Source organism: Pseudomonas sp. WAC2, assembly GCF_030403525.1.
GTDB lineage: Bacteria > Pseudomonadota > Gammaproteobacteria > Pseudomonadales > Pseudomonadaceae > Chryseomonas > Chryseomonas luteola.
Genome location: NZ_JAUEPD010000007.1, coordinates 201,477 through 216,536, shown reverse-complemented (window position 1 = coordinate 216,536; position 15,060 = coordinate 201,477). Strand labels below are relative to the sequence as shown.

Below are 15,060 nucleotides of genomic sequence, written 5' to 3'. Positions count from 1 at the left end.
CGAGTCAACCGTTCGGCTGCTTGCAACTTATCTCCATCAATAGCCTGAACTTTTCCCTTAGGCGTCGGCTCAGTATTTCATACCTATTGGGCTCAGCGCGGTAGAGGTTATGACCCTCCGCCGCACCCGCCACAAGGCATCGAAGGATGTTCCGATTGCCGGAAGCTGGGCATGAGCCAGCCAACAGCACTTTAAGGAGTCAGGCTCGATGTCGAATACCGATCTCCCCGGTTCACTCGCATATCTACCTTATGACCCGGAAACGGCGTCGCAAACACCGAGAATTGCCATCGAGTCGGTCAGCCCGACAGTGGATAACGGACAATTCGCTGCCAAGGGCATCGCCGGCCAGCCCATCACCGTAAAGGCCACCATTTTCGCAGACGGGCACGACAAGCTGGCCGCCTGCGTACTGTGGCGCGTGGAGGGTGCTGAAGACTGGCAGCGAGTACCGCTGGAGCTTCAAACCAATGACCTGTGGCTGTGCGAGTTCACGCCGGTACAGGTGGCTCGACATGAATTTGTCGTTCAAGCGTGGTGGGATGTTTACGGCAGTTACCGCTACGAACTTGAAAAGAAATATGGCGCTGGGGTGCCGATCGGACTTGAGTTGCAGGAAGGACGCATCCATCTGGAGCAGGCCCTGACTCGTGCGGATGACGAGGTGCGGCCCGGTCTGGAATCCTTGCTGGCACGGTTCGATCAGTGCGCTACCGAAGGTGACAAGGTGGCTTTGTTGCTTAGCTCGGAAACTGAGCGCAACATGCGCGACGCCGATGCCTATCCGCATCTGACTCACAGCGTCGAGTACCCGTTGGATATTGAGCGCCTCAAGGCACAATTCGCCAGCTGGTATGAGCTCTTTCCCCGCTCGATCACTAATGACCCACAGCGTCATGGCACCTTTCGCGATGTAATCGGTGAGCTGCCTCGTGTACGTGACATGGGCTTCGATGTCCTGTACTTCCCACCGATCCATCCGATCGGGCTTGCCCACCGCAAGGGCAAGAACAATACGCTGGGTGCCGGCCCTGACCAGCCTGGTAGCCCTTATGCCATTGGTAGTCCCGATGGCGGCCATGATGCCGTACATCCGCAACTCGGAACGCTTGAAGATTTCCGTGCGCTGGTTGCCGCAGCGGCTGACCATGGTCTTGAAATCGCACTCGACTTTGCTATCCAGTGCTCACCTGATCATCCCTGGCTCAAGGAGCATCCGGGCTGGTTCTCCTGGCGTCCTGATGGCTCCATGCGCTACGCGGAAAACCCGCCCAAAAAGTACCAAGACATCGTCAACGTCGATTTTTATGCCAAGGATTCCGTCCCGGACCTCTGGCTCGCGCTGCGTGATGTGGTCTGGCATTGGGTGGAGCAGGGCGTCAAGATTTTCCGGGTCGATAACCCCCATACCAAGCCATTGCCGTTCTGGGAATGGCTGATTGCGGATATCCGTGGCCGTGACCCAGAAGTCATGTTCCTGGCCGAGGCCTTTACCAAGCCAGCGATGATGGCCCGTTTGGGCAAAGTCGGATATTCGCAGAGCTATACCTATTTTACTTGGCGCAATACAAAGGCTGAGCTGACGGAATATTTCACACAGCTCAATAGTTCGCCCTGGCGCGAATGCTATCGGCCCAACTTCTTCGTCAACACGCCGGACATCAATCCGGTTTTCCTACAGACCAGTGGGCGTCCAGGGTTTTTGATTCGCGCAGCGCTGGCCACCATGGGGTCGGGCCTGTGGGGCATGTATTCAGGTTTTGAGTTGTGTGAAGGCACGCCGCTAACGCCCGGCAAGGAAGAATATCTGGATTCTGAGAAGTACGAGTTGCGCCCCCGCAACTGGTATGCGCCGGGCAACATTATGGCGGAAGTTGCACAGCTCAACCGGATCCGCAAGCAGAACCCTGCTCTCCAGACACATCTGGGGATCAAGTTCTACAACGTGTTCAATGACAACATCATCCTGTTCGGCAAGTACACGCCCGATCTCAGCAATTTCGTACTCGTGGCAATCAATCTTGATCCCCATAACGCCCAGGAAGGCCACTTTGAACTCCCCTTGTGGGAATTCGGACTCGACGATAATGCATCCATGCATGGCGAAGACCTCATGACCGGCCACCGCTGGACATGGCACGGGAAAACACAATGGACGCGTCTCGATCCTTCCATGCCATTTGGCATATGGCGTATCCGCCCGGCCATCTAGGCCAAAGGAAGACTATAAATGGCGAAACCAAAGAAAACGCGCTCGCGCAAACCGGCGGCCTTTATCAATGACCCGTTGTGGTACAAGGATGCGGTCATCTATCAGGTTCACGTGAAGTCGTTTTACGATTCCAACAACGACGGAATCGGTGACTTTCCTGGCCTGATCGATAAGCTCGACTACATTGCTGGCCTGGGCGTCAATACCATTTGGATACTGCCGTTCTACCCGTCGCCGCGCCGCGATGACGGGTACGATATCTCCGAATACCGTGGAGTGCACCCGGATTACGGCACCATGGCAGATGCCAGGCGCTTTATTGCCGAGGCGCACAAAAGGGGATTGCGGGTCATCACTGAGCTGGTAATCAACCATACCTCTAGCGATCACCCCTGGTTTCAGCGTGCACGCAAGGCGAAGAAAGGGTCTTCGGCGCGCAACTTTTATGTCTGGTCAGATGATGACAAGAAGTACGACGGTACGCGGATCATCTTTTTGGATACCGAAAAGTCCAATTGGACGTGGGATCCCGTCGCTGAGCAGTATTACTGGCACCGATTCTACTCGCACCAGCCTGACTTGAACTTCGATAACCCTCAGGTCATGAAAGCGGTGATCTCGATCATGCGCTACTGGCTGGACATGGGCGTCGATGGCTTGCGTCTGGATGCCATTCCCTATCTGGTGGAGCGTGACGGCACCAATAACGAAAACCTGCCCGAAACCCATGCGGTACTCAAACAGATTCGTGCCGAGATCGATGCGAATTACCCGGACCGGATGTTGCTGGCGGAAGCCAATCAGTGGCCGGAAGATACGCAGCAGTACTTTGGCGAAGGTGACGAGTGCCACATGGCTTTCCACTTTCCTCTGATGCCTCGCATGTATATGGCTATCGCCCAGGAAGACCGCTTTCCTATCAGCGATATCCTGCGTCAGACCCCTGAAATTCCAGCGAACTGTCAATGGTCGATCTTTTTGCGCAACCACGACGAACTGACGCTTGAAATGGTGACTGACCGGGAGCGGGATTATCTGTGGAATTTTTACGCCTCGGACCGGCGCGCGCGCATCAATCTGGGGATTCGCCGTCGCCTGGCACCGCTGCTCGAGCGGGATCGCCGGCGGATCGAACTGCTCAATAGCCTGCTTCTCTCCATGCCAGGTACGCCTACGATGTACTACGGCGATGAAATCGGCATGGGCGACAATATTCACTTGGGCGACCGAGACGGCGTACGTACGCCGATGCAATGGTCGGTCGACCGCAATGGTGGCTTCTCCCGTGCCGATCCGGCCAGCCTCGTGCTACCGGTGGTAATGGACCCGCTATATGGCTATCAGTCGATCAACGTAGAGTCACAGGCGCGCGATCCTCATTCGCTGCTGAACTGGACGCGCCGCATGCTGGCCGTGCGCAAGCAACAGAAAGCCTTTGGTCGCGGCACCATGAAGATGCTCCGGCCAACCAACCGCCGTATTCTGGCGTATTTGCGTGACTACACTACGCCCGAAGGCGAGCACGAGACCATTCTCTGTGTTGCCAACGTGTCGCGTGCTGCCCAGGCCGTCGAACTGGATCTGTCATCCATGGCAGGCAAGGTGCCCGTGGAAATGCTGGGAGGCAGTGCCTTTCCGCCCATTGGCCAACTGCCTTACATGCTGACACTTCAGCCGTACGGATTTTATTGGTTCTACCTCGCAGGCAATGAACAGATGCCTGCGTGGCACTCCGAGCCTCCAGAAACCATGCCTGACTTCCAAACGCTCGTCATCAAAAAGAATCTGCAAGAGTTGCTCAGCGGTACGCCGCGCAAGGCTCTTGAGCAGGAAATCCTGCCGCTGTATCTGCCCAAGCGCCGCTGGTTCGGTAGCAAGGACGAGGCGATCCAGCAGGTCACCCTTATGTACGCTGTGGAAATTCCAACGCCGAAATTCCCCGTGCTGTTCATGGAAGTCTGCGTGAAAAATGCCAAGGGCCAGGAACATTATGCCTTGCCGTTGGGCTTCTTGGCCGAGAGTGACCAGCATTGCAGTCCGTTGGCTACCCAGTTGGCGATGTCCCGCATTCGCCATGTTCGCAACGTAGGTCTGGTTACCGATGCCTTTACGCTGACTAGCTTTGTGCATGGGGTGTTCAAGGCCTTCAAGGATCAGGCCGTACTGAAGTCGCCTGCAGGTGAAATCCGCTTCCAGCCGTACATGGATGTCGAGAACTTCACTACAACCGATGAAACTGAAATTCGGCACATGGGTGTGGAGCAGTCCAATAGTTCGCTCATTGTAGGCGACAAGTACATGCTCAAGCTGATCCGGAAGGTAGCTACAGGTATTCACCCTGAAGTCGAAATGGGTCGGTTCCTGACGGACAAAGGCTTTGCCAACATGGCGCCCTTGCTGGGTGAGGTAACACGCTACAACGAAGAGGGCACACCCAATGTGCTCATGCTGGTGCAGCCTCAGATCCATAACCAGGGGGATGCCTGGAAGTGGACGCTGGACAAGCTGGACCAGGTAACCCGTGACATGTTGGAGGCAGGTCTGTCAGAGGTGGAGAACGAGTTCACTGCCATGTCCGATCTGGAAAACTTTGCCGCCATTCTGGGGCAGCGCCTGGGTGAAATGCACACCTTGCTTGCCCAGGACACCGATGACGCTGCGTTTGCACCCGAGAAGATCGATGCAGACTCCGCGCGTACGTTTGCTCACCGTGTACGAGAGCAGGTTGACGCTGCGCTGGATACGCTTGAGAACAAACGCGCCTCCTTGGATAGCGCCAGCACCCAGCACCTTGACAAGTTGGTGTCTCAGCGCAAGGAACTTGGGGAGCGTATCGAAGCTCTTGCCGAAGACGTAGCGGGTGGCTTGCGCATCCGTGTTCACGGAGATTTGCACCTTGGGCAAGTCCTGGTGTCTCAGGACGATGCCTACCTGATCGACTTTGAAGGTGAGCCTGCCCGTTCGCTGGACGAGCGTCGTGCCAAGTACGGTCCGCACAAGGACGTGGCAGGTCTGCTGCGATCCTTTGACTATGCGGCGGCCATGATCACCATGAGCAGTAACAGTGGTGCCGATACGTCGGAAGAGGCAATGCGTCAACGGCGACAGGCAGCAGAGACCTATCGCACAACGGCTTACGCTGCCTTCCTCAAGGCTTATCGTGAGGCTGCTGCCGGTATCGCCCATGAGTGGAGCGAGCGTGGTGAGCAGGCAGCGCTGGATCTCTATACGCTAGAGAAAGCCGTTTATGAAATTGGTTATGAAGCGGCCAATCGGCCTAACTGGATCAACATTCCGCTGCGCGGCGTAGCCGCCATTGTGGATTCGCTCATTTCGGGAGCAAAAGGATGACTCAAGCCGTAGCACCCCAGAACCACCAACCAGACTACGCCCAGCTATCTGCTCCAGAGGCGGACGCGCTGGCTCGCGGAGAACATGGCAACCCGTTTGCCATCTTGGGGCCTCACCCGGATGGTACCGGGTTTCTGGTTCGTGCCTTTTTACCCAATGCGCTGGGTGTCGAGCTAGTCGAGCGTGAGAGCGGTCGCCACTTGGCCCATATGGAAGCCGGGCAGATTCCCGGGCTGTTTTATGCCCGCCTGGACTATCAGGCAACGTATTTCTTCAAGATCCGCTGGCCCAGTGGCGTACAGGAGACAGAAGACCCTTACAGCTTTGGTACGCTGTTGGGCGATGTCGATATCTACCTGATCAATGAGGGTAAGCATCGTCAGCTGGGCCAATGCCTGGGTGCTCAAGCGATGACGATCGATGGTGTTCAGGGTGTACGCTTTGCTGTGTGGGCACCTAATGCACGTCGGGTTTCCGTAGTGGGTAACTTCAACACCTGGGACGGTCGCCGTCACCCAATGCGCCTACGGCACGGGGCAGGGGTATGGGAATTGTTTATCCCCCGTATCAAGCCGGGTGACTCATACAAGTACGAAATCCTTGGCCAGCATGGGTTATTGCCCCTAAAAGCTGACCCAGTCGCCCTGGCAACGGAGCTACCGCCTTGCACCGCCTCGGTAGTGGCTGATCCGGCTCCGTTCGAATGGCATGATGATGATTGGATGGCGCAGCGCAAGGAGCGCCAGTCTGTTCATGCGCCGTTCTCGGTATACGAGCTGCACTCTACCTCGTGGCGTCGTGACGGTGGCGACGATGGTCGTATCTTGAATTGGCGGGAGCTAGCTGAACAGCTGATTCCTTATATTCAGGAGATGGGCTTTACCCATATCGAGCTGTTGCCTGTGATGGAGCACCCGTTCAGTGGATCATGGGGCTATCAGCCACTGTCGCAGTTCGCTCCAACCTCTCGTCATGGCACGCCGGCTGACTTTGCAGCCTTCGTAGATGCCTGCCATCAGGCGCACATCGGTGTAATTCTCGACTGGGTACCCGCGCATTTCCCGACGGATCCCCATGGACTGGCGCGTTTCGACGGTACAGCACTCTATGAGTACGAGCATCCTTTCGAAGGTTTCCATCAGGATTGGAACACTTACATCTATAACCTTGGGCGCAATGAAGTACACGGATTCATGCTGTCGTCTGCGCTGCATTGGCTCAAGCATTTCCATATAGACGGCCTGCGTGTGGATGCGGTTGCATCCATGCTGTACCGCGATTATTCCCGCAAGCAGGGCGAGTGGATTCCCAATAAATATGGCGGCCGCGAGAACCTCGAGACAATCGATTTTCTCCGCCATTTGAACGATGTGGTGCATGAAGAAGCGCCCGGTGCGTTGATGATTGCAGAGGAGTCCACCGCATGGCCTGGTGTCAGCAAGCCTACCTCCGAGGGCGGTCTTGGGTTCTCCTACAAGTGGAACATGGGCTGGATGCATGACACGCTGCATTACATCGAGCGTGATCCGATCTACCGCCGTTACGACCATCACAACATGACCTTCGGTATGGTATACGCCTATTCCGAGCGTTTTGTTCTTCCTATTTCCCATGATGAAGTCGTGCATGGCAAAGGGTCTTTGCTGAACAAGATGCCCGGTGACAATTGGCAGAAGTTTGCCAACCTGCGTGCGTACCTGTCCTTCATGTGGACGCATCCGGGCAAGAAGCTGCTGTTCATGGGGTCCGAGATCGGTCAATGGCGTGAATGGAGCCACGACCGCGAACTGGACTGGTTCCTGCTGCAGCATCAGAACCACCAGGGTGTACAAAAGCTGGTAGCGGATCTGAACCGGTTATACCGGGCAGAGCCCATGCTGCACGAGCATGACTGCGAACCGGAAGGCTTCCAGTGGCTGGTAGGTGATGATTCTGCCAACAGCGTATTCGCCTGGTTGCGTTTCGACTCACAGAAGCGGCCCCTGCTGGTTGTTGGAAACTTCACGCCCGTTCCCCGTAGCGACTATCGGATAGGCGTTCCCGAAGGGGGGCAGTGGCTGGAGCTCTTCAATAGCGACAGCGATATTTATGGTGGGAGTGGGTTCGGCAATAGCGGTGCCGTCATGGCCGACGAAACCTCTAGCCATGGCCAGCCAGCCTCTTTGAATCTGAAGTTGCCGCCATTGGGTGTTGTTATCCTGAGACCTGGCACTCGACCCGAGCATTGATCGGAAGACAAAAAAGAAAACGGCGCTTAACGCGCCGTTTTTCTTGCGTTTTTTGACTGGTGAAAGAGGCTGATATTTTACTGCTGTCGGGGTTGTTAAGCGGCTGTTTGCATCATTCACGTTTTATTGACACGCTATGGGTTCTACTAATGCAGTAGCACCGGATCAGGGTCTTTATAGGTAATCAGGGAGGACTCACATGGTAGATCTGGCAGAGTGGAATCTGACAATTCCCGAGCCATCCAGTCCTGTTGTTATTGAGACCAATGTACTCAATCGCAACTACCGCAGTGATTACTTTTATCGTACTCCCGATGGTAGCGTGACCCTCTGGGCTCCCGTAACAGGACGTTATGCGCCGGAACTCAATTATCCCAGTACTGAGCTTCGGGAAACGCGCCCGGATGGCAGTGAATACAATTGGAAATACGAAGACTCCGTCAGCCTGATGCAGGCTGACCTGCGCGTTAATCAAGTGCCTTCCAGTGGCAAGATGATTATCGGACAGATCCGTACGGTGGGAGATAGTCAGGGTACACCGGACTCAGCATTGATCAGCCTGCGTTATCGTCTGGACCCTACCATGGAGGGGAAAACGCCTGTCACTGGACAGGTTGAGGCCTTGATTCGTACCAAGCCGGACACCCTCAAGATTCCGCCACAAATTCTGCTACGCAATATTCCATTGGACGGTCCGTTCAGTTATGAGTTGCGCTTGAGTCGGACCGGTGTGCTGAGCGTAAGGCTTTTTACACATGGGCGCGGAAACGGGGAGCTGTCTGTACAGTTGGATCAGCGCTGGGCAAGTTACCACCTTTACTTTAAGGCGGGCGCTTATGTGGAGGACAAGGAGGGACCTTCTACCGAAGGGGGTAAGGTGACCTTCAACCGATTGGTCACCATGCATCAACCTAACAACCGATAAGGATTCGGCAGCCGGTCAGGCTGCCGGACCTTTGGCCTGCGCCTGTTCGTCCTGTTTTTCCATCTTGGCCTCGTTTCGTGCCCGGATTTTCTTAGCGCGACTTTCCATGAAGAAATACACAACAATGGCAATCAGCAGCGGAGCGATGAAATAAATGGCTCGGTAGGCAAGTAACGCCGCAATAATGTAGGAATGATCCAGTTCATGCCCCATGAAGGCCACGAAAACTGCTTCCAGCACTCCGATCCCGGCTGGAATATGCGTGATGACACCAGCAAAACTACTGATGAGCAGGACGCCCAGCACAAACACATAATCCATCTTCTGTCCGAGCAGCACATAGATAATGGCACCCATTGCCATCCAGTTGATGGAGGAGACGACCAGTTGAATACAGGCCATGCGCAGGGAAGGCAGATTAAGGTCCTGCCCCTTGATGGTCCATGAGCGACGTTTGGAAAACTGGCAAAACAGCAGATAGACAGCAATAAAGGTGACGAGGCCAATGCCTATCATCCGTAGCGTCATATTGCCGATGTACCAATGTGGCGGAATCTTCACCAGCCCTGCTGTAAAGATAATCCCTGCCAGCAGGATGTAGCCCAGCCAGTTAGTCGCCAGGCTTAGGCTGAAGATACGGGTAATGGTGCCGCTTTCCAGACCCAGGCGAGAATAGAGTCTGTACCGCAAGCCAATGCCGCCTACCCATGTACTGAGCGTAAGAGTAAAGGCATAACAGATAAACGACACGATCATCACCTGCCGTTTGCCCAGCTTGTGCCTGCAGTAGGCTCGCCCAATCAGGTCATAAAAGCCATACATGATATAACTGACCACAACCAGGCCCACGGCCATGAGGATAGCGGTCCAGCCATACTGGCGAATGGAATGCCAGACCTGCACCCAGTTCACCTGCCGGGCATACATCACGAGTAGAACAGTAACGGCAATGAAAAAAGCGTAGGTCAGAAGCCTCTTGGCGATCGGCCACACTTTACCTTTGGGAGAAGGTTTCGACTTCACGGAGGCATCCTGAGAGTGCCTTAGAGTGGCGGTCATGTATGAGTCCTCGCACGTTCCGGATCTGCTACATCGGATCGTTCAAGATGCGATTGAGCGGGCGGTTCGACCAACGCTATTTTAGGGGTGTGTGCCGGTAACCAGCCTACCCAGGCAGGGAAGTGCCGAAGGAAGTGAAACACCAGCATGGTTTTGGCCAAGTGCCAGATGGTCTTGCGCGGCACTTTGGTCATGTCCACATGCTGACAATGCTGCGCCATGAGTTGTTCGAGCCGACCACGCAAGACCTGATTAAAGGCTCGGTCATGGAAGATGAGATTGGATTCGAGGTTAAGAGAAAGACTTAAAGGGTCTAGGTTGCTGGAGCCCACCGTAGCCCAATAATCGTCCATCAGCGCCACCTTGCCATGTAGAGGGCGGCGGCAATATTCATAAACTTCAACGCCCTCAGGTACAAGGTAGTTGTAAAGCATCCGTGCACCGACCTTCACGATCGGCATATCCGGTTCGCCCTGGACGATCAGTCTGACCTTCACGCCACGCCGGGCCGCATCTCGCAGCTCACGCAACAGGCGATAACCGGGAAAGAAATAGGCATTGGCAATGATGATTTCACGCTTGGCGCTTCGCATCATCTCGATATAGTGCTGCTCGATATCTGTACGATGCTCTTCGTTGTCTCGGTAGACGAACAGTGCCTGTGCATCACCGGGGAAGTCGTTGCGAGCAGGCTCATTGCGGCGTCGACCCCACCAGCGACGAGGCTCTTCGCTATTGCCCAGAGCCTCAAGGCTAAAGCGATGAATATCGGCTACGATGGGGCCTTCAACTTCTACTGCGTAGTCCTGCTTGGCCGTAGGACCAAAGTCACCCAGATGATCAGCAGAAAAATTGATGCCTCCAACAAAGGCGATCTCAGCATCAATGACAACGATCTTGCGATGAAGACGGCGGAAGAGGTTGGTCCTACGCCCCATGAAGAGGGGACGCGGATCGTAAAAGCGGAAGCGAACACCGGCAAGAACGAGTTTATCAAGGAAGTCCTTGGTCAATTCCGCCGAACCGTAGCCATCCACCGTGACCTCAACGCGTACGCCACGCCGGGCTGCTTCTATCAGTACACGGTGTAGCTCATTGCCTACCTTGTCTTCAAACAGAATGAACGTTTCCAGCAGGATTTCCCGCTTGGCCCGGGAGATAGCTTCAAATACCCGGGGAAAGTATTCTTCGCCATTCTCTAGGAGCTGAATTCGATTGCCGTCTCGCCATTGCGGATTCATACACACAACTCCACAGCCAGCGGGGCATGATCGGACAGGTGAGACCAAGGGCGGTTGGATAAGACTTCAGGGGTACGCACCGTAAGGTTGCGTGTGTAGATCCGGTCCAATCGCAGCATGGGCATACGCGCTGGGAATGTCTTAGCGTGTTGCCCGTTGGCGTTCAGAAACGCTTCCTCAAGTCCTGCGCCCGCCTTGAGCACATCGCTGGCGCGTTGGCGCCAATCATTGAAGTCACCTGCAACAACCAGCGGCGCATCTTCCGGCAGATTTTCAATGAGCTTGCACATCAGTTTCAGCTGTTGCAGACGGTGGTTCTCTCTGAGCCCCAAATGGCAACAGATCGCATGGATATCAACGTCATGGTCCGGAACGCGCAACACACAATGCAGCAAGCCGCGCTTTTCCGGGCCGGTAATGGACACGTCCAGGTTCTGGTACGTCACGATCGGAAACTTGGACAGTACAGCGTTGCCATGATGGCCATCCGGGTAGACCGCATTTCGCCCGTAGGCGAAATCGGTCCACATGGAATCAGCCAGAAACTCATACTGCGGCGCCGCTGGCCAGTTTTCGAAGCGCAACGGGTGTTTCTCGTGCGTACCCAACACTTCTTGCAGAAACACGAGATCAGCCGATGTCGTGCGCACCGCATCACGCAGCTCCGGCAAGATGAACTTGCGGTTGAAGGACGTAAAGCCCTTATGCGTGTTGATAGTGAGGATCTTGAACGAGAAACCCTTTGTTGCGTTCGTCATGCTTGACGCTTCCTCCGTTTGGTTTGCTTGGTCAATTCGAACAACAGAAATGACCGTCCTGTTACTTGATAGACATCGCCAAACGCAAAGGTGTCGCCGGTTTCCAACAAATCAGGTTGATTGGTATCAACCTGCAAAACCCAGTGCTCACCTTGAGGCACTTCGGGCAATGTGAAATCCACCATATCGTAATGGGCATTTACGATCATCAGAAGCGACGTATCAGAGCCGGCACGGCGAATCCCTGTAGGTTGCGCACGACCGTCAAGCAGAATGCCCATGCAGCGATTGCTGCCGTCCTGCCACTGTTCCATGCCCATTTCTTCACCGCTGGGCATTAACCAAGTCACATCCTTGATATCCAGCTCTTCGTTGTATACGCCAGTAAAGAAGCGGCTACGACGTAGTAACGGATACTTCATGCGAAGCTCGATGAGTCGGCGCGTGAAGTCCTGAAGCTCAGCACTGCGCTCCTTGATATCCCAGTTTACCCAGCCGATTTCGCTGTCCTGGCAATAGGCGTTGTTATTGCCGCCTTGCGTCCGCGCGAACTCATCACCCGCCAACAGCATCGGTGTGCCTTGGGAGAAAAACAGGGTTGCCAGGAAATTACGCATCTGGCGGTAGCGCAGGTCGATGATTTCCGGATCGTCCGTTTCACCTTCTACGCCACAGTTCCAGGACAGGTTATTTGAATGGCCGTCGTTATTGCCCTCGCCATTGGCTTCGTTGTGCTTGTCGTTGTAGGACACTACATCGTTGAGGGTAAAGCCGTCGTGAGCAGTGACAAAGTTGACTGACGACGCTGGCTTGCGGCCACGCTGGTTGAATTGATCACCCGAGCCGAGAACGATCTTGGCAAAGTCGCCAAGTTTGTCGTCATCGCCTTTCCAGAAGGACCGTGCCGTATCGCGGAATTTATCGTTCCACTCCATCCAGCCGGGTGGGAAATTACCCACCTGATAGCCGCCTGGACCGCAGTCCCAGGGTTCGGCAACAAGCTTGAGCTGATTGAGTACCGGATCCTGACGGCAGGCATCGAGGAAACCGCCGCCTTCGTCGAAACCATGGGGTTCACGGCCCAGGATGGTAGCAAGGTCAAAGCGGAAACCATCCACACGCATCTCGGTTGCCCAATAGCGCAAGGAGTCAGTCACCATCTGCAATACGCAAGGGTGACTCATGTTGAGTGTATTACCCGTACCGGTATCGTTAATGTAATACCGGGGATTATCCGGCATCAGACGATAGTAACTGGCGTTATCGATCCCCTTGAGCGAGAGAGTCGGGCCCATCTCATTGCCTTCGGCTGTATGGTTGTAGACCACGTCGAGAATGACTTCAAGGCCAGCCTTGTGCATCCGCGCGACCATGATCTTGAACTCGCCGATGGATTGGCTGGCCATGTAACGGGCATGAGGGGCAAAAAAGGCCAGGGTGTTATAACCCCAGAAATTACGCAGCCCTTTCTCAAGCAGATGGTTGTCATCCAAGAAGTAGTGGATTGGCATCAGCTCGACGGACGTCACACCCAGCGAACGGATGTAATCTACAACATCGCTTTCGTGGAACGCGGAGAATGTGCCGCGGGTGTTTTCCGGCACTGAAGGATGCTGCATAGTGAAACCACGGACATGGGTCTCGTAAAAGACAGTACGGTCCCACGGTACCTTGGGCTTCTCTGTAGTGCCCCAGGTAAAGGCCGGATCGATCACGCGGCAGCGAGGCATATAAGGTGCACTGTCGCGTTCATCGAACGAGAGATCACCGTCAGGATGGCCAATGGTGTAACCAAACAACGCATCGTTCCATTCAAGCTCGCCTACGATCTGCTTGGCATAGGGATCGATCAGTAGCTTGTTGTGGTTGAAGCGATGGCCTGCCTCTGGCTCATAGGGGCCGTGTACACGATAACCGTACAGCGTCCCTGGGCGTGCGTCAGGCAAGTAGCCATGCCAGATCTCATTAGTGTACTCGGGCAACTCGATGCGCTCGATCTCTTCAAGGGTATCCTGATCAAACAGGCAAAGCTCAACCTTGGTAGCATGAGCCGAAAACAAGGCAAAGTTGACGCCGGAGCCGTCCCAGGTGGCTCCCAGGGGATAGGGCAGTCCTTCGCGAATGCGGGATGTCGTGCGGTTGACGAAAGCGTTTTGGGTCTTCTCAGAACTATCGCTAGGCTTGTTAGCGCTCATAGTAATCGACTCAGGTCTATGTCTTAGAGCTCAACCAGGTGCTGCCTGTATTGAGGTAACGGTACCGGCTCTGTCTGGAGCGAGGTACTTTCAACCATCCGGTAACGTGATGTTTCCGGACCTTCTTGTACGTCATAGGTATAGAGGCTTCCGGATGCTGGCAGTTCCGAAAGGACGTGTGTCATGCCGGTTAGAGCGAAGCAGCGCAAGTTTCAATAAATAATTAGTTATTTTTATAAGGTTTCGTGTATAAGATTTGTAGAGTTATAAATTTCAGATTGAATTAAAAAGGCGGAAAAGAATGTTCATTCTTTTCCGCCTTTTTAATGGTGATCAATACAACTTAGTAACGAGTCGGAAGATCAACACCTTTTATTTGGAACCGCCCTTTATTTGGAACCGCCCTTGCGGCCGGCTTCAGCTGCACGCTCACGGTCGTTGGCAAAGTTGCCTCCGCTATTACGGCCACCTTTACGTCCGGCTTCGGCCGCTCTTTCACGATCATTGGCAAAATTACCAGGATTGTTGTTCTTGGCAGTCATGAATTTACCCTCACGTTGGTTTCTGGAAATAGCAGTTATTACCGCTATTAACTGCTAACCCTTCACTGTATGGGATAGCCTCATGAGGCTACGGTTCACCCGCTAGAGCCCACGGCTGACGAGCGGTCCAGGCCTTTTTTGGATGCTCATCGCTTGCTTAAATGGTAGGTTGAGAACATTACCTGCAAATAGATGGCGCATGGTAAGACCTATTCATTTGAGTCTTAACTGATTAATTAAAATCCGCCGTGTGTGGATTGGCATTTAGTTGGCAGCAATTAGGCTCGGAAGTTAACCAGCCGTCTAGATCGCGTGGTTCAAACTCAATGCAGCTAGGCATCTTGGCAGGATTGTCACTTACGATCGGGTCAGGTTGAGGAACTTCAGGACGGTGTGCCATGGCATCAATTCTCATAGGATTAAAATTACACCCGAACACCTTGAATCGAGTGCTGGAATTGATACGCAGAGGGAAGGCTAGTTCCAGCCTTTTATCGGCCGTTGATAGTATCCGGATAAAAGGTATATGGCTTTTTGATATATAGGCAG

Annotated in this window: 8 protein-coding genes and 1 pseudogene; 4 read left to right on the top strand and 5 right to left on the bottom strand. The window is 54.3% G+C overall.

All coding sequences use genetic code 11. The annotated features are described in order from the left end of the window. Positions 1 to 208 precede the first annotated feature (208 nt). From QWJ10_RS16415 to QWJ10_RS16400, 4 genes are all read left to right on the top strand, one after another. Positions 209 to 2,212 (top strand): alpha-1,4-glucan--maltose-1-phosphate maltosyltransferase, encoded by a 2,004-nt coding sequence (locus tag QWJ10_RS16415; RefSeq protein WP_289928055.1) that lies wholly within the window; start codon positions 209 to 211, stop codon positions 2,210 to 2,212. An 18-nt stretch (positions 2,213 to 2,230) separates the two neighbouring features. Continuing rightward, positions 2,231 to 5,563 (top strand): maltose alpha-D-glucosyltransferase, encoded by a 3,333-nt coding sequence (treS, locus tag QWJ10_RS16410; RefSeq protein ID WP_010798376.1) that lies wholly within the window; start codon positions 2,231 to 2,233, stop codon positions 5,561 to 5,563. Continuing rightward, a complete protein-coding gene (gene glgB / locus QWJ10_RS16405; protein WP_289928053.1) occupies positions 5,560 to 7,791 on the top strand; it encodes a 1,4-alpha-glucan branching protein GlgB in 2,232 nt (743 codons plus the stop codon). Before treS ends, glgB begins: the two co-directional genes overlap by 4 nt. Positions 7,792 to 7,990: 199 nt before the next feature. Further along, on the top strand, positions 7,991 to 8,716 hold the full coding sequence (locus QWJ10_RS16400) for a polysaccharide lyase family 7 protein (protein WP_197870666.1): 726 nt from the start codon (positions 7,991 to 7,993) through the stop codon (positions 8,714 to 8,716). Positions 8,717 to 8,731: 15 nt separating this feature from the next. On the opposite strand, the gene QWJ10_RS16395 is transcribed toward QWJ10_RS16400, so the two are convergent. The 5 genes and pseudogenes from QWJ10_RS16395 to QWJ10_RS16375 form a co-directional block, all read right to left on the bottom strand. Next, entirely contained in the window at positions 8,732 to 9,739 is a 1,008-nt protein-coding gene (locus tag QWJ10_RS16395; RefSeq protein WP_019365608.1) for a YbhN family protein, read from the bottom strand. Between the two features lie 32 nt (positions 9,740 to 9,771). Then, positions 9,772 to 11,016, bottom strand: coding sequence for a cardiolipin synthase ClsB (gene clsB / locus QWJ10_RS16390; RefSeq protein ID WP_019365609.1), 1,245 nt, complete (start codon positions 11,014 to 11,016; stop codon positions 9,772 to 9,774). Next, positions 11,013 to 11,774: an endonuclease/exonuclease/phosphatase family protein gene (locus QWJ10_RS16385; protein WP_019365610.1), complete on the bottom strand. Its 762-nt coding sequence runs from the start codon at positions 11,772 to 11,774 to the stop codon at positions 11,013 to 11,015. Before QWJ10_RS16385 ends, clsB begins: the two co-directional genes overlap by 4 nt. Continuing rightward, positions 11,771 to 13,969 (bottom strand): glycogen debranching protein GlgX, encoded by a 2,199-nt coding sequence (gene glgX, locus QWJ10_RS16380; protein WP_197870664.1) that lies wholly within the window; start codon positions 13,967 to 13,969, stop codon positions 11,771 to 11,773. Before glgX ends, QWJ10_RS16385 begins: the two co-directional genes overlap by 4 nt. Positions 13,970 to 14,358: 389 nt before the next feature. Then, positions 14,359 to 14,493: pseudogene (locus tag QWJ10_RS16375) on the bottom strand (general stress protein); the annotation flags it as partial. Positions 14,494 to 15,060: the final 567 nt, after the last annotated feature.

Bases quoted from the DNA above. Each gene is read 5' to 3' on its own strand.
- QWJ10_RS16415 (WP_289928055.1), top strand. From the start codon at position 209: ATGTCGAATACCGATCTCCCCGGTTCACTCGCATATCTACCTTATGAC.
- treS (WP_010798376.1), top strand. From the start codon at position 2,231: ATGGCGAAACCAAAGAAAACGCGCTCGCGCAAACCGGCGGCCTTTATC.
- glgB (WP_289928053.1), top strand. From the start codon at position 5,560: ATGACTCAAGCCGTAGCACCCCAGAACCACCAACCAGACTACGCCCAG.
- QWJ10_RS16400 (WP_197870666.1), top strand. From the start codon at position 7,991: ATGGTAGATCTGGCAGAGTGGAATCTGACAATTCCCGAGCCATCCAGT.
- clsB (WP_019365609.1), bottom strand. From the start codon at position 11,016: ATGAATCCGCAATGGCGAGACGGCAATCGAATTCAGCTCCTAGAGAAT.
- QWJ10_RS16385 (WP_019365610.1), bottom strand. From the start codon at position 11,774: ATGACGAACGCAACAAAGGGTTTCTCGTTCAAGATCCTCACTATCAAC.
- glgX (WP_197870664.1), bottom strand. From the start codon at position 13,969: ATGAGCGCTAACAAGCCTAGCGATAGTTCTGAGAAGACCCAAAACGCT.